The organism is Desulfogranum aggregans (assembly GCF_055398265.1).
This window is the reverse complement of sequence record NZ_AP042447.1, coordinates 4,540,930-4,563,762: the sequence shown is the minus strand read 5'-3', so window position 1 is coordinate 4,563,762 and position 22,833 is coordinate 4,540,930. Positions and strand designations below refer to the sequence as shown.

The following is a 22,833-nucleotide window of genomic DNA, read 5'->3' as shown; positions in this document are numbered from 1 at the left end:
TTGTCTACATCTTATGTACCTGCCCTCTTTCAGGGGCATAGAGATCCAAGCGGACACCTGCCACGGCCTGGATATGGGAGGCCGACCGCAATTGGGCCCGTTGCGCGAGCAAGCCCATATTTTCAGCCTGAAGTGTTTGCAGCGCCTGCTTCTCCTGCTCAAGCACCATGCTTTTTTGCTGTATCTGCCAGCTGAGCAACTGACTCGCACTCCCCAAGGGGATTATCACTGCCAGAAGCAAAAAGAAAATTGGACCTCGCAACTGCCTGAGCTGGCCAAGCAAAGGCGTACTGCGTCGCACTCTGCTGCTCTTGCGAACGACTGACCCGGTCTGCCTGTACGGTCGAACACTCACATTAGTTATCATGCTTCCACCTCCTCGCTCTTAGTCAGCTGCAGAAAGACTTTTCCCGCCTATCTCTGCCACTCGTAACTTCGCACTGCGTGCCCTTGGGTTACGTAAAATTTCTTCCCTTGAAGCCTGAACGGGTTTCCTGATCAACGTACGATACCTATCACTGGCTGTAAAAGCCTGTTTCACTACCCTGTCTTCTATGGAGTGAAAACTGATGATGCACACCCTGGCGCCTTCTGCCAACATTCGGGGCGCAGCCTGCAACAAGCTGCTGATATTTTCAAACTCGTGATTCACAGCGATGCGCAGGGCCTGAAACACCTTGGTTGCGACATGGATTTTTTTTGGGTGGTATTTTACAGGCACTGCATGGGCCACAATCGCCGCCAGTTGACCGGTTGTTTGTATTGGCGTTTTTTCTCGGGCTTCCACTATAAACCGTGCAATCCTTCTTGCTTGTCGCTCTTCACCGTAGTGGTAAAAAATATCGGCAAGTTCCTGCTCGGATAGCTTTTCAACCAAGGTTGACGCCGGAACTTCAACCTGCTCGCTCATTCGCATATCAAGTGGTGCATCTTCCCTGAAGGTGAATCCCCGCTCCGCGTTATCGAGATGCAAAGAGGACACTCCCAGGTCAGCAACCAGTCCACTGACCTCGGATATACCGAGACGGTGCAACTGTGTTTCCAACTCTACATATGAAGCTGGCACCAAAACAAATTGTTTGCCAAAGCGTGCCAGGCGCTCGGTTGCCAACTCAGCAGCCTGCCCATCCCACTCAAACCCTATCACCTTTTCAATACGTGGCTCACCCTGCAGCAAGGCTTCCGTATGCCCCCCTAAACCGAGGGTCGCGTCAACATATACCCCTCCCGGATGCGGGGCCAGCCAGTGCAAAACCTCTTCGGCAAGGACTGGCACATGTATTGCTTCACTTCCGGTCGCCATGGGCTGCTAGAGAATACCCAGGGAAGAGAGCCCTGAACTGAAATCAGCAAAGCGGTCTCTTGTTTTTCTGGTTTGTTCAACCCAGGCATTTTTATCCCAAATTTCAAAATGATGAAGCATACCGTTCAACACCACTTCCTTGCCGAAATTGAATTCTGTCCGCAAGGTACCGGGAACGAGTATTCGTCCCTGTTTGTCCACAGTGCATTCGGTAACACCGGAAATGATATACCTTACAAAATCATCAAATCCAGGCGGCATCCCCTCTGTATTGATCAGTTTTTCTTCAAGCTCCTCCCACTCAGCGACGGGGTATGCCCGCAGGCATTTGTGCCAGTTGGTCACGATCAGGTTCTCTGTGTAGACTTCACGCAGAACTTCCCGAAATCTGGTCGGGATGTTCAGCCGCCCTTTACTATCCAGGGTATGCTCGGAACGGCTGCGAAACCTATATTCTTTGATCTTTTCTTTCAATGGACCACGTAGCCACCTGACAACCCTTTTAAACCACTCTTCACCACCTAACCCCATTTTTATACTAAGCACAGGGGTGCGTCAAGAGATATTCCACACAAGATCAAAGGGTTGCCCGGTCGACCAAAAACAAGAGACACTACATATGGTATCTACGAAAAGTGACACTACTAGAAAAGGGGGGGATTTACATCTTCCACTGAAGTCAACAGAGACAAGCGCCTCCAATTTAGACCACAACCATCCGATTGAAATACATCAGTTTTTTTGAAGGGGGATTAGTATATCAGAGCGATGGTATTCAGACGTGCACGCAAAGGGGGTGCAAAGTGGGGAAAAATGCTGCTTATTTATCGGCTTCCACAAACCATTCCCTTTTAAGGCAAAACACCAAGAGAGCATCCGGATCGGGGGAAGAGAAATGAGGAGATATTACTCCGCAAAAAAAGACCTTCAGGGGTGCCCGGTAAGAAAAACGCAGGCAGCGCTAATCAAAAAGGCGTGACTGCTGTACAGGGCGAGGAACGGTGCGATGAAAATGCGCATAGGCCGCTTCCGTCACCATTCTTCCGCGGGGTGTTCGAATGAGGAAACCTGACTGTATCAAAAAAGGCTCGTAGACGTCTTCGAGGGTATTTTTCTCTTCGCAGACCGCTGTGGCAAGGGTTTCCAGACCAATTGGCCCCCCTTGAAACTTTTCAATAATTGTAAGTAGAATACGCCTGTCCATTTCATCAAGTCCGAGACTGTCGACATTAAGCATGGTCAGCGCTTTATCGGCAACAGGGCCGGTGATGATTCCCTGTCCCACAACTTCTGAGAAGTCACGAACTCTTCGCAGGAGCCTGTTGGCTATCCGTGGAGTGCCCCGGGAACGTCGCCCCAGTTCCATGGCCCCCTTATCATCTATCTCCACAGCAAAAAGCCTGGCTGCCCGTTGAACAATCGTTTTCAGTTCTTCGGGAGTATAAAAATCAAGTCGCAGAATCACCCCAAAGCGATCTCGCAACGGCGGGGTGAGCAAACCAGTTCTGGTGGTGGCCCCGACCAGTGTAAAACGGGGAAGATCCATCTTCACCGACCTCGCTCCCGGTCCTTGTCCGATAACCAGGTCAAGCTGATAATCCTCCATGGCGGGATAGAGAATTTCCTCCACCACATGATTTAGCCGATGGATCTCGTCAATAAACAGAACATCCCCTTCCCGCAGGCTGGTGAGGATTGCCGCAAGATCACCAGGACGCTCGATAACCGGCCCAGAGGTGACCTTGATACTGGCATTCATCTCATTGGCAATGATATAGGCTAAAGTGGTCTTGCCTAAGCCGGGAAATCCGTGAAAAAGAACATGGTCGAGCGGTTCACCCCGCTTACGCGCAGCTTCGATAAAAATACGAAGACTCTGTTTCAACTGCTCCTGACCGATATAGTGCTCCAGCAAATCCGGACGCAGGTCTACTGCTGGCTGGCCTTCACCCAAATGCTGCTCGCCGGAAAGAAGACGTTTCCCGGTAAGTTCCTCTTCATGATTCATTGCGTTTCTCTTGCCTCGACAGCCTGGCAGTATCGGTGCACTAGCTCATCCCTTGCAGGGCTAGACGAATGAGTTCCTCCACGGCTATCCCATCGGTGCTGTGATCACTCTCTTGTTTCTCCACCCTGCGTACCGCTTGCCAGGCTTGCTGCTGGGGATACCCCAGGTTGACAAGCGCGGAAACCGCATCCTGCACCACATTGCCTGGAGCTTGCCCGCCGGCTGTAGCCGGCGGTGGGCCCTCCACAGCGCTTGATGTCAGTTTTCCGACCTTTTCCCCAAGCTCTACACATAATCGCTGGGCGGTTTTCTTGCCAACGCCCGGAATCGCGGTAAGGCGACTAAAGTCTTCCATACTGATAGCCGTGGTCAGCTCACGGGTGCCAAGACCGGAGAGAATTGCCAGTGCTAATTTCGGCCCGACTCCGGAGACACTTACCAGGAGAAGAAAAAGATCCTTGGATTCTTGACGCTCAAAGCCAAAGAGGGTAATCGCATCCTCGCGCACGTTGGTATGAATCAACAGAAAGCACGTTTCTCCGACTACCGGCAGATGGTCGTACGTTCGCGATGAAATAAAAACCTCATACCCGACTCCCTGTACATCCAGCACGAGCGAATCCGGACTCTTCTGGCGGAGCAACCCGCTGAGTGAAGCAATCATGTTACCAGGTCATTCCCGCCGGACACACGTTCAAGACGCCCACATACCAGAAAATAGACCACTAAACCTCCTTTAGGGGGTATCAGTTGCAGGTAATACACGCCCACTTCTTTACAGCCTTTGCTCAAACACCATATAGTTGGCATGGCAAATAGCCACAGCCAAAGCATCGGCTGCATCGCTGGATGGGCGTCTTTCAAGCTCCAGCAACGTCATAACCATATGCTGCACTTGCTCCTTGTCTGCCTGCCCATAACCGGAAATGGACTGTTTGACTTTTCTGGCAGTATAGTCATAGGTTGGCAGGGAATGCTGCATAATCGCGACAATCGCCGCTCCTCGGGCATGACCGAGCTTGAGTGCCGAACGCGGGTTCCGATCAACAAAAACATCCTCAATTGCCGCAACCTGGGGTTTATGGGTCTGGATCACCTCGGTCAAGCCATGAAAGATGACAGCAAGCCGCCGGGAAAACTCCTTCTCATGGGATGTCCGGATGGTTCCACAGGCAATAAAACCGATGTCCTGTCCTTGAGCGGCGATCACGCCATACCCTGTAACCCTTGAACCGGGGTCTACGCCAAGGATACGGACCACCTCGTGCCCACGGCTCAGGAAAGCACCTCCATCAACTCATCGGGAATATCAAAATTAGCATGCACCTTCTGCACGTCATCATGATCCTCGAGGTTTTCCAGCAGTTTCAACAGTGACTTAGCGGGTTTTTCTTCAGTCACCTCTACCACGTTTTTTGGTATCATAGAAACAGCAACTTCCGAGCATTTGACCTCACTTTTCTCGAGAGCATCAACCACATCACTAAACTCCTCAGGCTCGGTGAGGATCTGAAAAGCTTCCTCCTCCTCAATCACATCCTCAGCCCCTGCTTCCAGGGCGATATCCATCAACGTCTCTTCGTCGATGCCCTCCTTATCAACCATGATGGAGCCTTTTTTATCAAACATCCAGGCCACGCATCCTGATTCACCGAGGTTGCCGCCACTCTTGGCAAAAAAATGACGAATATCAGCTACAGTTCGATTCTTGTTATCGGTCATGGTCTCAACCAGCACCGCAACTCCGCCCGGACCATACCCCTCATAGAGGATCTCTTCGTAGTTGGCACCGTCGAGATCACCGGCCCCCTTCTTGATCGCCCGCTCGATGTTATCCTTGGGCATATTCTCGGCTTTGGCCGCCGTTACCGCGCTTCGCAGGCGGGGGTTGCCGTCGGGATCGCCTCCGCCCATCTTGGCAGCAATGGTGATTTCCTTGATCAACTTGGTGAAAATTTTGCCGCGCTTGGCATCATTTGCCCCTTTTTTTCGTTTGATTGTGCTCCATTTCGAATGTCCTGACACTGATAAACTCCCTTGACTGTTCTATTTTTTCAAACCATACAGCTAATGTTGGCGCAATACTCTCTCCTGATAAGGACCACTTTCTGCGCTCCCCCTCACTTCATCGCATTACTGGGTGGTGCAGCACTTGATCGGCAAGCTGGCTGAGGACGAAAGCCTCGTCCCAGAATAAACACCTCCCGACTTTCACGTCTCGAGCTCTGGGGCTTTACCACTTTAACGGTTTGAAACAGAGGTTTGCATTCCTGTACGACAGCAGGAAAGTCCTCGCCCTGAAACGCCTTGACATACATGGTTCCATTTTCGTGCAGGAGGGAGACGGCCAATTCCAACACCCGACGAACCAGGCGCATGGATTGCTGGTGATCGGCATACTGACTTCCGGTCGTCCGTGGCGCCATATCGCTTAATACGACGTGAAAACCAGGCCACTGGCTGCGCAGCCGCTCGACCAGATCTTCGGCGAAGACATCATAACAGAGCCAATGAATTTCAGCATTGGGTTTTTGACTGGGAATATCAGTCGGCTGTAGATCAACCCCGACAACTATTCCTCGCTCCCCCGCCGCTTCCGCGGCATACAGGCTCCAGCTTCCCGGGTGGCAACCGAAATCAATGATTCGCTGGCCTCTTTTCATAAACCTGTATTTCTGTTGCACCTCGTCGAGTTTGTATACCGAGCGAGCCGGATACTTCTCTTTTTTGGCTTTTTTAAAATAAAAATCGTTTACCTTACGCACGGTTTTTCTTCCTCTCTTTCTCTTGCAGCCAGGGTCCTCGCCCAGCGCAGTGCCTCATCTCGGGTTGTTATCACTTGTTCCATCTGTCGCTCCCGCACGGCTTCCAATATGCGCTTGAATTGCGGTCCCGGCTGCAGCCCCAGCTCTTGGATCAAGTCATGCCCCGTAATTAGCGGTGCCGCGCAGAGCACAGGCAGAACATTTTCCAATCGAACCCTCTCCACCCGGTCAAACAGTCTGGCCAGCTCAGACGCCACCTCGCCTGATCGCGGATCTGCATGCCCGGCCAGGGCGCCGGCCATGGCCAGCACAAACACTCCGGGCAGAGCCTCCCCCAACGTAGTGATCAGGCGTATACAGGCTCTTGTGGAAAAAGAGACCTGTCCTCCTGCCATGCTCAACAGATGAAAAGGGTACATATAATGAACAACAAGCATTGTCACCCCCTCAATCCGCTGATTGCTCCACCGCAGCCTTTGGCCGATTGCCCTGACCACAGCTGCTCTGGTATGATCCTCCTTGTAGGTGTTTCGTCCTTGTCCCCCGACTGAATCAACGACGCGGGTATGTAAATTTCTCCCATCATGCAGGAGGGCGGCCCACTTGCAGACGTCACTGTTTTTCCTCTCCGCAAAATACGCTGTCATGTGTGCGCTCTGTCCGGCATAACCGCTGTCAGGAGAATCGAGTAGTTGCTCCGCCTGATGGAGGGTTTCCAGGTTATGATTGACAACGTCCAGATGATGGTTTGCCCGCTGCCGGCCCTTCATTCCTTCTCGCAGCTCAGGAAAAACTGACCATAACAGATTGCTGTCAGCCATGGCTCGAAATGATGCCGCTGCCTGCCGGGTGGCCAGTATTAGGTCCAGTTCATGACTGACTCTCTCTGGAGAGATGGTTGTAATCAGCCCGGCAAGGGCATGAATCCATCTCAGGGTGACCGGCTCAACCGAAAATCCGAGAACAGCGGCAAATCGATACACCCGCAGGAGACGAAGCGGATCGCTCGAGAGTGCATCCTGACTGGATGCTCGAATTACGCCCCTGACAAGATCCTGCAGTCCGCCGGTTGGATCAACGATATCGAAAAAAACATCACCCTGCCTGCTCCCGCCTCCCAAAAAAGCATCCAGACATATCCCCATGGAATTAATGGTAATATCCCGCTTTCTCAACTCCTGGTCAAACCTAGCGGCCTCCTGGCGAAAAGCAGAAAAATCGACCACCACTTCTCTGTACACCACTCTCGCAGCATCCTCTTTCCGCCCCAAGGGAATATAAGTTCCTCCCGTAGCCGTCGCCAGAGACCTTGCCCATTGCCGGGCTCCATCGGAAACGGTTAGATCGATGTCTGCAGGAGGACTTCCCAGCAACAAATCGCGAACAGTCCCGCCGGCAAGGTAGACGGACTGGCCATATTCCTCGCGCAAATTCGCCAGCCTGTCGATCAACCACTGCGGCAGCAATGTGGCTAGCTGTTGCCGACTGATACGGGGCTCCATCCCCGTGGTTTGCGCTCCCTTTACTCGATTTGCCAATGGGCGAAATCCTCAGCTGAAGCCGGTTCAAAGGTTTGTTGCGTTTTGTCTTGTCCTGTTGTGATAGTCACCATTGCCGGCCTCTTTTCCCCGTCAACCTTTTTCCCATAGTAAACGATAAGGCCAGCCGCAGCATGGATAACAGCCTCCTGCTCCTCAGGTTCAACCTGCGTCTCAGCGTAACGCAGCAGCGCTGTGGGCCCGGGATGCACAAGCATCTCCAGCAGCCAGTCTCCGGAGCGATAGAAGGAGGCTATACGTAGATTCTCTGTCTCATTCCGCCCCACAATCAGCCAATATTTTCCAAACAAGAAAAATTGGCGTCCCGTTAGCAGGAGTTGAATATCATCCACGGAAAGCGGACGCTCTCCGGTAGGGTAGGCTCCGGCGTAGTACTGTTCAATTCTCCTGCCCAAGTTGCGGTCCGTAAGTATGCATCCACCGGCCGGGTTGGGGTATTCGCTTATCCCCAGCTCTTTGGCCAGTGCTATCTGCGGTTTTCGTCCACGGCCGGAAAAACCGTAAAGCTGACGGCGATCGACCAGCCCTTCCTCCTCTGCTTTAGTCGGTGGAAGCAATTTGGCGCTCAGAGGGCGTAAGAGCACCCCTGTACATCCCGCCTCACGCTCGATCACCCGTAAAGTATCCTTTCGCTGAGACATGGGCCGTTGCCCCATTACCTCACCGGTTATAAGAAACGATGCCTGGAACTGCTCCATGAGTTCCCTCGCTCTTGTCAACATGAGCACCTTGCAATCGATACAGGGATTAAAGTTCTTTCCAAAACCGTGCCGGGGGTGCCGCAAGAGCTCCAGGTACCCATCGCTGAGGTCAACCAGCACCACTTCAAGCCCATACTTGGCTTTCATTTCAGCCTGGTAGGCCGCTTCTTTCTCCAGCAGCTCGTAATCAAAGAAAGGAGTCACGAACTTCAGGGCAATCACCCTAATTCCCTGCCGAGCGACAACCCGGCAGGCAAGAATGGAATCGAGCCCCCCGGAAAAAAGGCCAAGCGCAACCGTTTTTTTCACTCTTCTCTCCCTTGCCGATTCCTTTCTACCAGTTCCTGTGCATAGGCCAGGGTCTGATCTGTCGGTGTTTCTCCGCCAAGCATCCGTGCCAGCTCTCCGATTTTTTGCTGGCTATCCAAACGAAACATGACCGTTCTGGTGCGCCCTTCCTCAACCCGTTTCTCAATCTTAAAATGAATATCCGCTCCTGCCGCTATCTGGGGCAAGTGGGTAATGCAGAACACCTGATGGTGTCCGGACAGTTCCCGTATTTTTTCGGCCACCGCCTCGGCAGCCTGTCCGCTGACACCTGCATCCACCTCATCGAAAATAACCGTGTCCACCCGGTCCCGACGGGCGAGAATACATTTCATGGCCAACATCAACCTCGACAATTCCCCCCCTGAGGCGACCTTCGCCAGCGGTTTGGGCGGCTCCCCGGGATTGGCGGAAAACAGAAATTCAACCAAATCCCGACCACTGCTCTGGACCCCGTCCAAACCAAGCCCGTCTGGAACAGTCATCTGCACATGGAAAACCGCTTGATGAAAGCTCAGGGAAGCCAACTCTTCCTGCATGGCTTTTTCCAGGTGGCGGGCAGCATCCTTTCTCGCCTCGGAAAGATCGGTTGCCTTGAGCAATGCCCTGGTGCTTACAGTTTCCAATTCACGTTCCAGGGCCTCGATACGTTCTTCCAGCCCCTCCAGTTCTTCCACCTCCTGACGGGTTTTTTCGGCAAAACGTAGTACCTCTTCCACCGTGGCACCGTACTTCCTCTGCAGTTGTTTGAGCAGTGCCAGCCTCTCAGCAATGCTCTCCAGCCTGGAAAGATCAGTGGGAACCGTCTGAATATAGCGTGCCAACTCCTGATCGATATCAGCTATCTCATAACAGGTCGATACCGCTCGACCAGCCAGTTCGGCAACCGATGGATCCAAGGCACTGAGCTGCTCCAACTGCTTTCTGACCCCCGTCAGATTCTCCAGAAAGGAACCAGAAAAGAGTTGTTGAGCAGTATCGGCAAGCTGAAGCAGGGTTGCTGAGGATTGCAGGGTATCCCGTTCCCGCTGCAACTGTTCGTCCTCTCCGGGAACTAACCCGGCACTCTCGATTTCCTCAAGCTGAAAAAAAAGAAAATCCTTGTGCTGTTCCTTTTCCTGTTCCTTTTCCTGAAGTTCCCTGATCTGGCTCGACAAGCTCTGCCATTGGGTAAACAGCCGGGTGTACTGCTTGCGCAGTGACCAGAGCTCGCCATAGGTGTCAAGAAAATCCAGATGACTTCGGGTGGAGAGGAGTTCCTGGTTATCGTGCTGGCTGGCAACATTAACCAGCCCGTCCGCAAGCTCCCTTGCGGTACGCGCCGTAACCAGCCTGTCATTTATAAAAACCTTACTGCGGCCCTGCCGGGTGATAATTCTTCGTACAATGCAGGTCGATCCATTGTGCAAGGCATGCTCATCAAGGAGTTCACGCACAACGTTCTGCTCCGGACCGATTTCAAAAAGCGCCTCGATAGAGGCCTGCTCGCAATCATTGCGTACCCAGGAGGAGGAGCTGCGTCCGCCCCCGAGAAGATGAATCGCCTGCAAGATGATAGATTTCCCCGCCCCGGTTTCGCCGGTGAGCACGATCAATCCGTTGACACGCTCGGACACATCAAATTGCAGCGCATCAACCAGGGCGAGATTCTGTACTCGAAGTTCGTGAAGCATTGTTCTGAGCCTTATTCGCTCCGATGTGGGATAGTTATGGGATAGTTATATTTTTGCGTTGTTCTTTGCCTGATTCGTCTCAAAAAAGCAATGCAATCCATCTGCCTAAAGTATTGGAAGACAGATACCTGCGAAGAGATAAAAAAAGTATTCGGGGTAGCAGGCCGGACATCGGCCGCAAAGGAGGCACATCATTCCCCTTGACGGTCCCCCCGCTTGGCAGTATTTTTCAAGACGATGCAAACAATTTACCACAAAGGATGATACCGTGTCTACCAGTCCCCAGCTTAGCGCCAGCCTTGAAGACTATATCGAAGCAATCTATCACATCGTTACGGAAAAGCAGGTTGCCCGTGGTAAAGATATTTCTTCCCGGCTCGATGTCAGCGGTCCGTCGGTAACCGAAGCCCTCCGTGCCCTATCAAAAAAAGGGCTCATCAATTATGTTCCCTATGAAGTCATCACCATGACTGAAAAGGGACGTGAGGTGGCGGAGGATGTGATTGAGCGACACGAAGCCTTGAAACAGTTTTTCACCGCTGTGCTGGCGCTTGATCACGATCTTGCCGAAGACGGCGCCTGCAAAATCGAGCACACAGCCCCTAGGGAAATCATACACCGCATGGTGCAGTTTATTAAATTCCTGGAAATTTGCCCACGAGGAGGCAAAGAGCTGATCGCAGGATTTGCAGATTTCTGCCAGAAGGGAGCACCGAAGGACACCTGCGCTGAGTGCATTTCTCAGTGCCTCGGGAAAAAAGCAGACCTATAACGAAAACAGATGCTGGTTATACGCCAACCTGCTCTATATGCATTGCCGGAGACATTCCACAATCTCTCCAGTTTCAGGAAATCGACCGACCGCCCTCTTTGAAAATAAACATTTCCCATCGAGAACCACCTCAAAGACACCATTGGAACCGGCGACAAGGGTAACCTCAGCCAGTTGGGGAAACGCCTCGATAATTTCAGCTTTCAAACTGGAAGCTCGCGGTTTATAGTTTCACTGTGCGCAATATTCAACTGCAACCTGCATGATTAACCTTTCCGGAGATAAAGAAAATTGATGTCGCTTCTGCCGAGACCACTGGCTAGTTTAGCACATCTCAAAAAGGCTGCAAGACCTGCGGGGTGTTATTTTTCTTTGCAGCCCCCACCCTTTCGCCTCTTTTAGCCACCGTCTATGCCCGTTTACGAATACATCGCCCTTGACAGTTCGGGTAAAAAAACAAAAGGCATCCTCGACGCCGACTCTCTGACCGCTGCGCGCCAGAAAATTCGTGCCCAGGGAGCCTACCCCGTCGAATTGAAGGAGACTACAGCCAGGGCGAAAAAATCATCCGCATCCACTTCCTTGAGTCTGCATATTGGTCGTAAGATCAAGCAGCAGGAAATCCATGTAGCCACCCGCCAGCTCTCCACCCTCCTTGGCGCGGGCATCCCGTTGGTCCAAGCCCTGGACGGCCTGATCGAGCAAACCACTAATCGTTTTTTTCAAAAAACCATTGCCCAGATCAAAGACGCTATCAACGAGGGGAATTCTCTGACAGCTGCGCTCGAAGAACACCCTCGCCTTTTTTCACGAATATATATCAATATGGTTCGCGCCGGAGAGGCATCCGGTTCCCTGGATGTAGTGCTCGAGCGACTGGCCGAGTTCGGTGAAAATCAAGCCGCTCTTCGTTCCCGAATCAAGGCGGCACTGCTCTATCCCCTGTTTATGGCCATTGTGGGCATTGTGGTGCTGGTGCTGCTGATTGTCTTTATCGTCCCCAGTATAACCTCTGTTTTTGAGGGCACCCAACAGGCCCTTCCCCTGCCGACGCTGTTGCTTATCACTACCAGCACGTTTCTACAGCAATACTGGTGGCTGGTGATCATTGCCATTACCCTAGTAATCTTCGGCCTTGCCTATTTTTTTCGCCGCCCCAAAGGAAGACGGCTCTGGGACAGAGGAAAACTGACCCTGCCTGGGCTCAGGGACCTGAACACCAAAATTGCCGCAGCCCGCTTTGGCCGCACCCTGGCCAGCCTGCTCGCCGCAGGTGTTCCCCTCATCACCTCACTGCAGATCGTGAAAAACATTGTCAACAATGTTTTGCTTGCTGGAATAATTGAGCATGCCGGCAGTGAGCTTGAAAAAGGGAAAAGCCTGTCGCAGACATTTCGGGGCAGCAGCTACTTCCCCCCCATGCTGGTGCAGATGATAGCCGTTGGCGAACAGAGTGGTGCACTTGAAAAAATGTTGGAAAAAGCAGCTGATAACTACGAAAAAGAGGTTGAAGCAAAAATACTGGCACTGACCTCAATGATTGAACCGGTCATGATCCTGGTTATGGGCGTGGCAGTCAGTTTTATCGTGATTTCCATTCTGCTGCCGATTTTTGAGATGAATCAGCTTATCCGGTAACGCGATACACCTCTTCCAGGGTTGTCTGCCCTGCAAGGACTTTGCGAAGCCCGTCCTGACGCAGGGTGATCATTCCGCTTTCCCCCATCGACAGGGCCTTGTTTTTGATCTGTCCGGCATCAGAGGTCGTCAGGACGAAATCTTTCAGCTCATCGGTCATGATCATCAGTTCAAAAATACCAATCCTTCCTTTGTAGCCGGTTTCAAAACAGACAGGACACCCTTTACCACGAAACAGTTCCTTGCTCGTCATTTCAGCGGGATCCAACCCCGCCTTTTCCAGATATTCCCTGGTGGGAACAAAAGACTCCTTGCAGTCAGGGCAGATCTGGCGAACCAAGCGCTGAGCGAGGATGGCATTCACCGATGAGGAAACCAGAAACGGCTCTACTCCCATATCGATCAGCCGGGTTATGGCACTGGCAGAGTCATTGGTGTGCAGCGTTGAAAAAACTAGATGCCCGGTCAAAGCAGCCTGGATTGCTATCTCCGCAGTTTCCAGATCTCTGATCTCTCCCACAAGGATAACATCCGGGTCCTGGCGTACAATGGTTCGCAGCCCGTTGGCAAAGGAAAGGCCGATCTTGGTGTTAACCTGCATCTGACTGATCCCGTCCATCTGGTACTCAATGGGGTCTTCCACGGTAATGATATTTACATCAGGGCTGTTGAGTATGCCCAGGGCTGAATAGAGGGTGGTTGTTTTGCCGCTTCCAGTGGGACCGGTGACCAGAATAATTCCATGCGGAGCCTTGATCAGGTGAAGAAAATGTGCCAGATCCTGGGCTACAAGCCCCAGGTCTTCAAGCGGCAGGTAGGCACTGGATTTATCCAACAGCCGCATGACTACCCGCTCACCAAAGGCCGTGGGCAAGGTGGAGACGCGAATATCGACATTCTTATCAGCTATGCGTATCTCTATCCGACCATCCTGGGGCAAACGCTTTTCAGCGATATCCATTTTGGCCATGATCTTGACTCGCGAGATCAACTTTCCGAGCACATGGCGAGGCGGTGAATACATATCATAAAGGATCCCATCCACCCGCTTGCGGATTTTCACTCGATTCTTGTAGGGTTCTATGTGAATATCGCTGGCACCGTCACGCACTGCTTGAGAAAGAACGAGGTTCACCAGCTTGATAACCGGGGCATCGCTGGTGTCGTCAAGAAGATCAGCCGTCTCCTCGATCTGCGAAAGGATGGATTCCGGGTCTTCTTCATGCATATCCTGCATGACTCGGTCGGCAGCATCTTGGCTGGTCATGTCATAGGCGCTGTTAATAGCCACAAAAATCTCATTCTGTGGCGCCAGCACTGTCTCCACCCCCTCCCACTGCAGTTCGCGCTTCAAATCATCCAGCTGCTGGATATACAAGGGTTCTGCGAGGGCAATAAACGAACGCTCCCGTGTTGCCACTGGGATCATTTTAAACCGTTTCAGGTACCCTATGGGAATACGCTCAACAAAAAAGGGCTCTATCTCCCGCGGGAGCAAAGGCATCAACTCCAGGTTACTCTGCAGACTTCTCGCCTCCAAGAGGCTTTCCTCGGTAAGCTGCTTTTGCTGCACCAGAATCTCACCAAGCCGACCGCCTTTTTCCTTTTGCACCTCAAGGGCAGCGTCAATTTCCGATGCAGACACTCCAAACTGCTGCTCCAGTATTTCCCCCAACGGTTGCATAGTAACTTTGTTCTCCTGCTCCAGTGGCTGCACGTCAACGTCACTTTATTCTTGGGCGTTCAGATGACGGATATTTTCCCGTGCAAGCTCTTTGAGAGCCTCATATGGCCCCTGCTGCCAACCATCAGCTGTCGGCCGATCAGCAGGGTCGAGCTCCAATACCCGCTCATACATGGTACGGGCTGCAGCCCTGTTCCCCTCACGCTCATACACAACACCGAGGTTGATCGTGGCATAGGGATTATCCGGATCGATCTTAAGCGCCTGGACAAAATAGTCTTTGGCTTCCTCGAACTGGCTGTTCTGCAGCTTGCCAAAGCCCATATCAGTCAGGGCAATCGCATGCTCGGGGTTTGGCGTTTTATTGAAAAAACGATCAGGTATCTCCGAGGATCCTGGCTGTACGTCTTCCATAATGTCGCGTTTCTTGTAATACAGCTCAGCAACCTCTGCCGGGTTTTCGACAATATGGGGAGTAATGAAGATAAAAAGATTGGTTTTGGTCTCATTCTCACTTCTTGATTTAAACAACCAGCCGAGAAGTGGAATATCACCAAGCAAGGGTACTTTTGATTCTCCGGCCGTAGTGTCCTGACCAATGATCCCGCCAAGCACCACCGTCTCCTCATTATGAACAACAACGGTGGTATCTGCGGTCCGTGTAAACGTCGTAGGCGTAAAGCTGTCCGCAGTTGTAACTTTTAACTTGATCACCTCAACACCGATCTCCAGGCGAACTACATTGGCCTGGTTGATCTGAGGGGTGATGGTGAGGGTTGTTGCCACATCCTTGTACTCATACTGGGTGTAATCCTGCTGGGCGGTGGTAGTGTTCTGGCTGGTAATGTACGGCACATTTTCGCCTACTTTGATTGCAGCCTTTTTATTATCCATGGTCAGAATTTGCGGCGTCGCAATAATATTAATCTCGTCATCGCTTTTAAATGCGTTGATTACGGCGCCAAGGTCAGGAAAATAAACCCCTCCTATTTCAATCCCCTTTTTTAATACCCCCATGGTAAATCCTCCTGGTAGCACAGCAGGATCGCTGGTTAAACCTCCAAGAACGCCGTAGGGATTGGTCTGACTTCCGCTAAACCCACCAAAAAGCTCGCCGGTCTCATCGTCAAAGGTACCGCTTCCTCCCCACTCAACTCCGATAGTGAAGTCTTTTGAGACCTGCACTTCCATGATCAGCGCTTCCATGTACACCATGCGCCGGGGAATATCGAGCTGCTTGATAACGTCCTCCAGGACCAGGTATTCCTCCCTGGGGGCGGTAATGATCAGGGCATTGGTTTCTGGATCCGCCATAACATTCAGATTCGAGGATAAGACAGGCGCCACAGCCCTGTTGCCGGTCTGTTTTCCTGCGGTATCAGTTTTTCCTGGCAGGCTGGTAAGCACTTTGACCATTTCTTCAGCATTGGCATGCTGGAGATAATAGACCCGTACCTTACCTTCCCCACGAGGCATCTCCTGATCCAATTGTTCGAGCAGACTCAAAATTTTGTCTACATTGGTCCGGGAGGCAAAAACAATCAGTGAATTTGTGCGCTCATAGGGAATGATTTTGACGGTCTCACTGGTGCGTCGCCCCTTGACGGTACGCTGGGCGAACAACTCCCGCAGGGACTTGGCCACGGTAGTAGCATCGGCATGCTCCAGAGTTATGGTGACGGTCTCCTCGCCAATGGAGGGTACATCAACAGCCTCAATGATTTCCATAAGCCGATTGATATTGGATTGAACATCCGTAATGATCAGTATACCTGACTGGGCATGAGAGATCAGCACACTGGTTTTTGAGATCAAAGGGGAAAGTATCTTTTTCAGATCATCGGCGTTGGTATGGACCAGAGGGACAATTCGGGTAACCACTCGATCTTCCGGCATCTCCGGGTCAGTCTGCAAGAGAGTGGCTATATTTTTGGAGCGAGCCTGTACAGCAGGGACGATTTTAGTCACCGAACCACTGGGTATGGTGGTAAATCCGTGCACTTCCAGCACTGATTCAAAAACTCGATAGGCGTCATCTTCTGAAATACGTGTGGGGGAAATAACGGTGACATTGCCTTTGACAGCACGGTCAACAATAAAATTTTTCCCAGTCAGCTCACTGATATACTTAATAAAAAGATTAATATCGACATCGTTGAAGTCAATGGTCACATACCGTTGGGCAACTACCTTTGGCGGTGCTCCGTAACTTTGCTCGAACGTGGCTCCCAGCAGGCCGAGGCAACACAAAACAATGAGGGGCACCCCCATCCATTGCAAAACATTTTGACATGGATTCCACACCTTATTGCGCATTTCTCTCTCTCGCTCCATCTATTCATCCATCACGGGCGCACCTACCGCGCTTCTTTTTCAACCAACGATTTTCACTTGTACTTATCAGTACGGTCGGTCTTGCCGCTGCAGTCGGGCCTTAGCCACTTGCTTACTGGTCTCCAAAAATATAATCCTCATCCACAGCCTCAGGAGCTTGGTCTACTTCTTCTGCACTTTCCTCGCTCTCCAAATCTTCTGTTTCTTCCAAATATTCTTCATCATCTTCATTTTCCAGCGGTTCTTCGGGCTCTTCAACCACTTCAGGAAGATCTGGGGATGCCTGGAGCCCTTCACGAAAACTTATACGTCGCGTTGGCCTGACCACCGGCACACGCCGTTGTGGCACTGTACGTTGCAAAGCCCTTTGTTGGTCTGACACCTCCGGGGCGGCCCTGCCATTACTTTTTCGTTCCTTTATCGTCAGCGCTTCGGTTTGTCCATTGACATCAAGAATGACTTTCCCCCGAACTATTTTCTCTATTTTGGCGTTCTGAATGCTGTCTCCGATGCGATACAGCTCCTGTTTCTTTTCTTTCTCATCGACGATTATTGCCCGAGCATTTTCTTCGTCCCCGACAACCGTACCCAAAAGAACAAGTTGCAAAGAAGTCTCCTCAAGGCTCTCAGCTTCAACAGGCTGTTTTTCTCCTGCAATATCAACCACGGCTTGAAAAATATTCCGTGTCACAATGATCTGGTGATCCACTGGTCCGCTTTGCTCCGCCTCCCCTGACGGCTGCTCAATGGTCGAATCCCGCTGGGGCACCTGATCACTTTGCGACACCGGCAAAATCTCTGCCATTCGCTCCTGTACCCGATCGTACCACAACGATACGCCGCCATAGACGAGCCCGGTAAGGCACAGTAAAGTTATCAGTATCCGGGCCACCGTTATTGCTCCGTTCTCTTCTGCCATGCCTGCAGCAAAGGTGCCAGTTCACCCATTTCCAATCCGGGACTTGCTACTGTTCCGCTGACCGTAAAGATGACTCCCTCATTATTCAACCGGCCTCGGAGGGTTTGTAAAAGCGCTTGGTCCTGCACATGGACGAAAAATTCCGGTCGTGGTCGCAGGCTCCCAGTAACGTTTACCAGCGCATTGGCAAACGCTGCCGCCGGCTCTATTTTTCCTGAAAAAGTGCCCTGCAGCAACTCGGATTCCACCACCCCGTTTTCAATCTCAACCAACGCCCCTCGTAGCGACAATTGACAAAACGTACGCGAAAAGGGCAGCTCACGGTGTCCCAGCAGGGCTTCTTTGAGGCCGACAGTCCCTTGCTTGACTTCCAGGTCGATTTGTGCCCCTTCCACCGTTTTATCCTCCAGATTAATACGAGCGCTGTACTGGCCGGACGCCAGGCCGCTAACCTCACGATCGAGAGTTTTCCGTAAAAAGGAAACATCAGCAAGGTCTGTGGCCGTCATCTCTCCGCTAACCATGCTAAACCGTTTGTCCTGAGAGTCAAATCTAACCCGGCCTGATACCCTTCCCTCATACAGACGGGCGGTAAAATGCACAGCAAGCTCCAATTTCATGAGGCTGGATACATCAGGCTGGATATCGACCCTTTCTATACGCAACAATTGCTGATCAGTTGAGAAACTATGGAATTCCAGGTCGGTCAACACCAGTTTACAGGGCATGGACAATTCGAGTGCTCCCACTTTTCCCGTTACCTGCGGTAAGCTGGCTGAAAGGTATGCCGGGATCCACTGACGAAGAAAATCACGAGGAAACAGCAGCCATAACAGCAATACAGTCACTCCAGCCGTAAAGAGTGCGTACAAAACAATGCTCTTCCCCCAATTTAGCCGCCTGTTCATGGAAGACTCCCCCCATAACGCACCTGCTGCAAGTTTTGCTGCCTGGCAAGGTAGCCTGTCGGATACCTCCCATTCACTGTACAGTTCTCCCTGCGAGCATGTCATCCACACTGATAATCTGCAGCGTGGCATCAAGCGTTCCCAGTTCCTTCCTATTTTCCTGGATGGATAACCGTTTAATCCCGACCAGGTTCTGCGGAGATTCTGTTCGCTCAAGAAAAGCAACAAGCTGCTTTATACTGATGGCCTGTAGCTTCATCTCCACCATGCTCTGCTGGAGAAATTCATTCTCGGTAACCGCCGAGGGTTTCATATAGGCTATTTGTTCTTTTACCTCGCTTTCAGCCGCATTCTTTTCTAAAAAAGCGAATAGGTTGAACCCTGCCGGCCTTTTTTCGAGCACCTTGGCAATCGAGTCGTTTTTTTTGCTGAACGCGGCGTACTGCTGCTGCAGCTCTTGCATCTCCAGCAGATGCTGCTCGTGGGTCATGACGCTTTTCTGCAGCTTTTCCCTGCTTTCCACCATGGGAAATACAAACAACTGCAGCAGGAGAAAAAGGACAACGCTTGTTCCTCCTATGGAGACCGCAATTTTTTCTCTGGATGACAACTGCATCAGCTTTCCTGTATATCCAGCTGCAATTCAAACCTTATCTTTTTGGTTTTCGCGTCAGCTGTTGCCGAGACGATTTTCACGGCACTGTAACGGGGAGATCGGGACAACATCCCCTTTATTTCATTTACATTGTTAAAGGTTTCGGTCACTCCGCGCATACGCACGCCCTTGTGGTCAGCCACCAGTCTGGAAACCTGCAGAGTTACCCGTTCGGGAATCCGGGCAGAAATATCGGCCAGGACATCGAGCATTTGCTGCTTTCCGGCGTAAATGGGCACCTCTGTTTCCGTTGCCTGCACCTCCCGCAGGGCAACCTGCATTTGGACATACGGATCCTGCACACGGGTTATACTGGGAAACTGCGATCGGTACAGTTGCTCCATCCGTTCCTGCAGGCGATTATTTTCAGCCGTCAATCGGCTGTGATCCACCAGAAAAAAACCTGCAATTGCGCTTACCAGGACTGTGGCCGCTGTTGCCGCGGCCATAACCTGTTTCCTGGAAGCCAGAAGGGAAGACCTGTAGGCAAAGTTTCCCTGGCGAAAATTATAGGGCGCCTTTCTTCCGCTTGAATGAAGGGCCAGGCAGAGGGCTGGAGAATATACCGGGTCACGAAGGGACTCCTCTGTTAATTCCCCCGGATCGATATCCAGCAGGGAGTTGATGTCAATAGTTTCCACCCTGATTCCCAGCAAGGTCGACAGCTCATCGCACCCCGTCCTGCTACTCGCAAGCGCACCGGTAATAATCACCCGGTCAACTGTATCAGCCGCCATCCCCATGGCATGGGCGAAGCCAAGAGTCTGCAAGGTGCCCGCACCCACCACCCGAAAGGCCTCTACCGGCAACACATCCAACTCTTGGTTGCTGGTGTTCTGCAGTGCATACGGCAGATACCGGCATGCCCTGCATCCACCATTGCCAAGCAGTATCAATTCGACCCCATTGGCACCGCCATGCATTATCATCACAGCTTCCTTGCCAAGACGCCGGCCAATGGCATCGGCCACCGAGACCGCTGCCGGAACCACTACCACCGGGTCGACACCATGCCGCCTGGCTTGATCGAGTATACCGGCCAACAATGCCTTTTCCACCGCAAAGGCCAGTATCTGACTGCTGTTTTCTTCGGTGTTCAGGATACTGAAATCAGTAATCAGTTCATCGCTGGAGTGTATCAGCTGATCATCGAGTTCGAACGGCAGGGCCTGGGCAATATTTTTTCGGTCAGCAAAAGGAAGCTCCAGGTTACGCACACTTGTGAAGGCTAGAGAAAAGCCGCAAATACATTCGCCCCCCTGCCATTGCAGACGATCAAAAAACGAATCAAGCGGAGTGGAAAGAGGACCGCCTTCATTGAAGGAAATCGAGGCAAAAGCGACCAGCTTTCCATGCCGCCCCTGCTGCTCAATCACGACACCGGCAATGGACTCATCACCGATATAGAGCCCTAGGACCTGCTTATTCATTGGGGCTATACCACTTCTCTGTATTCACTGAACCCCCCAGTATTGGAGTTTTTGCTCATGATTGTCATTGCGCAGTAACACTCCTATGCCTTGCCGGCGAATGCCTTGACGTTCACCGGTAATGGTAAGCAAAAAAGCTTTGGCAGTGGTAGTCAGGAGTTCTTCCTCCAGCGTAATGTCTCCAGGGAAACCACCTACCTCCTTATACCAAGCGGGGTCTGCCAGTAGTTCACGGTTATCCTCTTCTTCCCTGAATTCGGTCAGCAGATTAACCATATCACTCTCTAATTCCGCATGCAGGGCCAGCAGGACAGGCACCGGAGCTGTATTCAGGTTGAGTTTTCCATCATTGCCGGCAACAGTGATATACTGCTCAAGCCCCTCATGCTCCTCATCGCCGTAATACAATGCCGGTGTCATCCCTTTAATCAGCAGCAACTCCTCTTTGACAAGTATCTGCTGATTACGGCACTGATACGGTGGATCAAGTGATTGGTAATATGCATTTTCTGCGCCAAATGCACGACTATCATCATCAGCATCGATCCAGTCCCTGATGGCATCCAATAGCTCATCAACCTGCTGCTCATCCTCAATGGCAAATGTACCGGAAAGAAGCAGCCGTTGCCAAAGTTGCCGGATAGCCTCGATTTTCTTTTCCTGCGCCTCAGCTGTTCGTACTTCTGCGGAGCTTTGCTCCTGTTCACCGGCAATATTTTCCTCCAGCAGCGCGTTCACCTGCAGCCGACCGGAGAGGTCAACCACTTCCACAGAAAGGGACACATCACCGGTCAGGGACGCAAACTGCCCCGGTTCGATAGTGGCCCAGCCGTCATGCAGAGAATCATAGGTATCGGTCTGCTGATCACTGTACAGGAGCGCCTGCACAAGGGAAAGGCCGGTGGTAACGGCATTCTCCGCTGCCACTGCGGCCCCTAGTCCTGCGGCGTCCTCCACCTGCCCATCAACATCCACCATAAGCTGAACCGTCATGGTCACAAGAAAGGTGATTGCCATGAGTGCAATCAGCAGGGCGACCCCCTGCTGGCCAAGGCGCTTGCGACTACTGTTCATCTTCAGTCTCCGGCTGTATGCTACCGGACGGCAGCCACACAGCAGAGCGAAAGGAAATGACCGCCTCCTGTTCCTCATCCTGCCAAAATTCGAGTACAATAAATACCGCTACCGGCAACGTACGCCCCCGCTCTTCCCCTTCTTCATCCTCAGGCAACCACCCCCACGTGTCATTTTTTTGACCCTCTGCATCAAGATAGGATATGGTAACTGACCGCAGACTATCGCATAACAAAAATGCGGCTTCTTCCCCCCCCTCGCTCTCCTGCAGGGCAAAAATTTCGGAACGGAGGAGTTTCAGCGCCCCTGAGGTACGTTCATCCTCCACCGTTGTGTAGGTGATGGCCGCCGGTCGCCTGGCTACAGTATCCCGGGAAAAAACTAGACCGGCCATGGAGCCGAAGCGGATGCTATCAGCCCGATACCCGCTTCGCTCGTTGTCCTCCCCGTTAAAACCGACGGCCGGATCGGCAACAGTTGCAGCGAGGTCCTCACGCATTCGCTCCATTGTCACCCGTGCCTGACGATAAATGTACTTTTGTCTGTCTGTTGCCTCCAACACACTGATGGTACTGCTCAGCGCAAAGCCCACCATGGCCGTCACAACCGCAAGGATGGTGACGGCCAGTAGGACCTCCAGCAGGGTAAAGCCCCTACTGCCCATCCTGCTCATGGGGTGGAATCCTTTTCATCAGGGTTGTCTGGACAACAAACGTTCGTGTTGCATCATTCTCCAGGGCGATGCGCAGGATGAGGTGTTTCAGCATGCCATCGATGACCTCTGCACCGATGTCCTCTTCAGTAGGCTCAGAAACCTCCAGATTCCAGGAGTAGGTGGAAAAGTCCTCGTCAAAGGTGCCGGAATCGGTATAGATGTCATCAAAATTCGTACCCCGGAGATCTGTGAGCTTTTCCTGAGCCAAAAAGGCGGCCATGGTATCAAACCGCGCATCGGTGACGATGGTGAGACTTTGCGACTGCGCACCGAGCAGGGTTGTCAAGGCTATGGCGAAAATTGCCACCGCAATCATAACTTCAAGCAGCGTGAATCCGTTCCTGTTGACAAGCGTGGAAAGCTGCATG

Annotated in this window: 22 protein-coding genes and 1 pseudogene; 2 read left to right on the top strand and 21 right to left on the bottom strand. The window is 52.0% G+C overall.

The window, feature by feature from the left end:
- Positions 1-4: 4 nt before the first annotated feature.
- The 11 genes from ACZ52Z_RS19985 to recN form a co-directional block, all read right to left on the bottom strand.
- On the bottom strand, positions 5-367 hold the full coding sequence (locus ACZ52Z_RS19985; RefSeq protein WP_464268528.1) for a hypothetical protein: 363 nt from the start codon (positions 365-367) through the stop codon (positions 5-7).
- Positions 368-385: 18 nt separating this feature from the next.
- Positions 386-1,303: a 16S rRNA (cytosine(1402)-N(4))-methyltransferase RsmH gene (gene rsmH / locus ACZ52Z_RS19980; protein WP_464268527.1), complete on the bottom strand. Its 918-nt coding sequence runs from the start codon at positions 1,301-1,303 to the stop codon at positions 386-388.
- Positions 1,304-1,309: 6 nt separating this feature from the next.
- Positions 1,310-1,849 carry a division/cell wall cluster transcriptional repressor MraZ gene (mraZ, locus tag ACZ52Z_RS19975; RefSeq protein WP_464268526.1) on the bottom strand — a complete coding sequence of 180 codons (540 nt, stop codon included), beginning with the start codon at positions 1,847-1,849 and terminating at the stop codon, positions 1,310-1,312.
- Between the two features lie 415 nt (positions 1,850-2,264).
- On the bottom strand, positions 2,265-3,311 hold the full coding sequence (gene ruvB / locus ACZ52Z_RS19970; RefSeq protein ID WP_464268525.1) for a Holliday junction branch migration DNA helicase RuvB: 1,047 nt from the start codon (positions 3,309-3,311) through the stop codon (positions 2,265-2,267).
- Between the two features lie 40 nt (positions 3,312-3,351).
- Complete coding sequence (ruvA, locus tag ACZ52Z_RS19965) at positions 3,352-3,975, bottom strand: Holliday junction branch migration protein RuvA (RefSeq protein ID WP_464268524.1); 624 nt, start codon at positions 3,973-3,975, stop codon at positions 3,352-3,354.
- Positions 3,976-4,086: 111 nt separating this feature from the next.
- The gene (gene ruvC / locus ACZ52Z_RS19960) at positions 4,087-4,572 is read right to left on the bottom strand and encodes a crossover junction endodeoxyribonuclease RuvC (RefSeq protein WP_464268523.1); all 486 of its coding nucleotides are present in this window, start codon (positions 4,570-4,572) and stop codon (positions 4,087-4,089) included.
- A gap of 14 nt (positions 4,573-4,586) precedes the next feature.
- On the bottom strand, positions 4,587-5,336 hold the full coding sequence (locus ACZ52Z_RS19955; protein ID WP_464268522.1) for a YebC/PmpR family DNA-binding transcriptional regulator: 750 nt from the start codon (positions 5,334-5,336) through the stop codon (positions 4,587-4,589).
- Positions 5,337-5,431: 95 nt separating this feature from the next.
- On the bottom strand, positions 5,432-6,076 hold the full coding sequence (locus ACZ52Z_RS19950) for an SAM-dependent methyltransferase (RefSeq protein ID WP_464268521.1): 645 nt from the start codon (positions 6,074-6,076) through the stop codon (positions 5,432-5,434).
- Positions 6,064-7,614 carry a tRNA nucleotidyltransferase/poly(A) polymerase family protein gene (locus ACZ52Z_RS19945; protein ID WP_464268520.1) on the bottom strand — a complete coding sequence of 517 codons (1,551 nt, stop codon included), beginning with the start codon at positions 7,612-7,614 and terminating at the stop codon, positions 6,064-6,066. The genes ACZ52Z_RS19950 and ACZ52Z_RS19945 overlap by 13 nt, the downstream gene beginning before the upstream one ends.
- Positions 7,599-8,645 (bottom strand): thiamine biosynthesis protein, encoded by a 1,047-nt coding sequence (locus tag ACZ52Z_RS19940; protein ID WP_464268519.1) that lies wholly within the window; start codon positions 8,643-8,645, stop codon positions 7,599-7,601. The genes ACZ52Z_RS19945 and ACZ52Z_RS19940 overlap by 16 nt, the downstream gene beginning before the upstream one ends.
- Entirely contained in the window at positions 8,642-10,336 is a 1,695-nt protein-coding gene (gene recN, locus ACZ52Z_RS19935; RefSeq protein ID WP_464268518.1) for a DNA repair protein RecN, read from the bottom strand. The genes ACZ52Z_RS19940 and recN overlap by 4 nt, the downstream gene beginning before the upstream one ends.
- A 268-nt stretch (positions 10,337-10,604) precedes the next feature.
- Between recN and ACZ52Z_RS19930 the strand changes: the two genes are divergently transcribed.
- Entirely contained in the window at positions 10,605-11,108 is a 504-nt protein-coding gene (locus tag ACZ52Z_RS19930; protein WP_464268517.1) for a metal-dependent transcriptional regulator, read from the top strand.
- Positions 11,109-11,141: 33 nt separating this feature from the next.
- Here the strand turns inward: ACZ52Z_RS19930 and ACZ52Z_RS19925 are convergent.
- Positions 11,142-11,327: pseudogene (locus ACZ52Z_RS19925) on the bottom strand (SelT/SelW/SelH family protein); the annotation flags it as partial.
- A 192-nt stretch (positions 11,328-11,519) separates the two neighbouring features.
- Between ACZ52Z_RS19925 and gspF the strand changes: the two are divergent.
- Positions 11,520-12,746 carry a type II secretion system inner membrane protein GspF gene (gene gspF / locus ACZ52Z_RS19920; RefSeq protein WP_464268516.1) on the top strand — a complete coding sequence of 409 codons (1,227 nt, stop codon included), beginning with the start codon at positions 11,520-11,522 and terminating at the stop codon, positions 12,744-12,746.
- Here the strand turns inward: gspF and gspE are convergent.
- The 9 genes from gspE to ACZ52Z_RS19875 form a co-directional block, all read right to left on the bottom strand.
- A complete protein-coding gene (gene gspE / locus ACZ52Z_RS19915; protein ID WP_464268515.1) occupies positions 12,736-14,430 on the bottom strand; it encodes a type II secretion system ATPase GspE in 1,695 nt (564 codons plus the stop codon). The genes gspF and gspE overlap by 11 nt on opposite strands.
- A 45-nt stretch (positions 14,431-14,475) precedes the next feature.
- A complete protein-coding gene (gene gspD, locus ACZ52Z_RS19910; RefSeq protein WP_464268514.1) occupies positions 14,476-16,764 on the bottom strand; it encodes a type II secretion system secretin GspD in 2,289 nt (762 codons plus the stop codon).
- A 112-nt stretch (positions 16,765-16,876) separates the two neighbouring features.
- Positions 16,877-17,683, bottom strand: a complete 807-nt coding sequence (locus ACZ52Z_RS19905; RefSeq protein ID WP_464268513.1) for a type II secretion system protein N — start codon at positions 17,681-17,683, stop codon at positions 16,877-16,879.
- Positions 17,659-18,591 (bottom strand): type II secretion system protein GspN, encoded by a 933-nt coding sequence (gene gspN / locus ACZ52Z_RS19900; RefSeq protein ID WP_464268512.1) that lies wholly within the window; start codon positions 18,589-18,591, stop codon positions 17,659-17,661. Before gspN ends, ACZ52Z_RS19905 begins: the two co-directional genes overlap by 25 nt.
- 73 nt (positions 18,592-18,664) lie before the next feature.
- Entirely contained in the window at positions 18,665-19,207 is a 543-nt protein-coding gene (gene gspM, locus ACZ52Z_RS19895; protein ID WP_464268511.1) for a type II secretion system protein GspM, read from the bottom strand.
- Positions 19,207-20,676, bottom strand: coding sequence for a type II secretion system protein GspL (gspL, locus tag ACZ52Z_RS19890; RefSeq protein ID WP_464268510.1), 1,470 nt, complete (start codon positions 20,674-20,676; stop codon positions 19,207-19,209). The genes gspM and gspL overlap by 1 nt, the downstream gene beginning before the upstream one ends.
- A 24-nt stretch (positions 20,677-20,700) precedes the next feature.
- Positions 20,701-21,750 (bottom strand): type II secretion system minor pseudopilin GspK, encoded by a 1,050-nt coding sequence (gspK, locus tag ACZ52Z_RS19885; protein ID WP_464268509.1) that lies wholly within the window; start codon positions 21,748-21,750, stop codon positions 20,701-20,703.
- Positions 21,740-22,423, bottom strand: coding sequence for a PulJ/GspJ family protein (locus ACZ52Z_RS19880; RefSeq protein WP_464268508.1), 684 nt, complete (start codon positions 22,421-22,423; stop codon positions 21,740-21,742). Before ACZ52Z_RS19880 ends, gspK begins: the two co-directional genes overlap by 11 nt.
- Entirely contained in the window at positions 22,404-22,832 is a 429-nt protein-coding gene (locus ACZ52Z_RS19875) for a type IV pilus modification PilV family protein (RefSeq protein ID WP_464268507.1), read from the bottom strand. The genes ACZ52Z_RS19880 and ACZ52Z_RS19875 overlap by 20 nt, the downstream gene beginning before the upstream one ends.
- Position 22,833: the final 1 nt, after the last annotated feature.

Coding starts and splice junctions, on each gene's coding strand:
- ACZ52Z_RS19985 (WP_464268528.1), bottom strand. CDS start 367: ATGATAACTAATGTGAGTGTTCGACCGTACAGGCAGACCGGGTCAGTC.
- rsmH (WP_464268527.1), bottom strand. CDS start 1,303: ATGGCGACCGGAAGTGAAGCAATACATGTGCCAGTCCTTGCCGAAGAG.
- ruvB (WP_464268525.1), bottom strand. CDS start 3,311: ATGAATCATGAAGAGGAACTTACCGGGAAACGTCTTCTTTCCGGCGAG.
- ruvA (WP_464268524.1), bottom strand. CDS start 3,975: ATGATTGCTTCACTCAGCGGGTTGCTCCGCCAGAAGAGTCCGGATTCG.
- recN (WP_464268518.1), bottom strand. CDS start 10,336: ATGCTTCACGAACTTCGAGTACAGAATCTCGCCCTGGTTGATGCGCTG.
- gspF (WP_464268516.1), top strand. CDS start 11,520: ATGCCCGTTTACGAATACATCGCCCTTGACAGTTCGGGTAAAAAAACA.
- gspE (WP_464268515.1), bottom strand. CDS start 14,430: ATGCAACCGTTGGGGGAAATACTGGAGCAGCAGTTTGGAGTGTCTGCA.
- gspD (WP_464268514.1), bottom strand. CDS start 16,764: ATGGAGCGAGAGAGAGAAATGCGCAATAAGGTGTGGAATCCATGTCAA.
- ACZ52Z_RS19905 (WP_464268513.1), bottom strand. CDS start 17,683: ATGGCAGAAGAGAACGGAGCAATAACGGTGGCCCGGATACTGATAACT.
- gspN (WP_464268512.1), bottom strand. CDS start 18,591: ATGAACAGGCGGCTAAATTGGGGGAAGAGCATTGTTTTGTACGCACTC.
- gspM (WP_464268511.1), bottom strand. CDS start 19,207: ATGCAGTTGTCATCCAGAGAAAAAATTGCGGTCTCCATAGGAGGAACA.
- gspL (WP_464268510.1), bottom strand. CDS start 20,676: ATGAATAAGCAGGTCCTAGGGCTCTATATCGGTGATGAGTCCATTGCC.
- gspK (WP_464268509.1), bottom strand. CDS start 21,750: ATGAACAGTAGTCGCAAGCGCCTTGGCCAGCAGGGGGTCGCCCTGCTG.
- ACZ52Z_RS19880 (WP_464268508.1), bottom strand. CDS start 22,423: ATGAGCAGGATGGGCAGTAGGGGCTTTACCCTGCTGGAGGTCCTACTG.
- ACZ52Z_RS19875 (WP_464268507.1), bottom strand. CDS start 22,832: ATGCAGCTTTCCACGCTTGTCAACAGGAACGGATTCACGCTGCTTGAA.